Below are 225 nucleotides of genomic sequence, written 5' to 3'. Positions count from 1 at the left end.
AATTGTTGGGGTGAAATATCAAGGTGCGAGCTAGGGAGTCAATAGCTCGTGCCTTTTCTTAACCTACAGAGATGTCAAAATCTTTGATAAAGTGTTGGGCTAGTATTTTGGCTCGGAATCTTTCGAAACATTGAAAGCCATAAGCGCCACGTTTTAAAACTTTGGTTCGATTGTTAATGCCTTCTACGAAGCCATTAGATAAATGTGGGTAAATAAAAGCGTTAA

1 protein-coding gene is annotated in these 225 nt (G+C 38.7%); it reads right to left on the bottom strand.

The annotated features are described in order from the left end of the window. Positions 1-58 precede the first annotated feature (58 nt). Positions 59-214, bottom strand: a complete 156-nt coding sequence (locus tag HPK16_RS16705) for a transposase (protein WP_425487949.1) — start codon at positions 212-214, stop codon at positions 59-61. Positions 215-225 lie beyond the last annotated feature (11 nt).

Source organism: Paenilisteria rustica (assembly GCF_013820765.1).
GTDB lineage: Bacteria > Bacillota > Bacilli > Lactobacillales > Listeriaceae > Listeria_A > Listeria_A rustica.
This window is presented reverse-complemented; position numbering and strand designations above follow the sequence as displayed.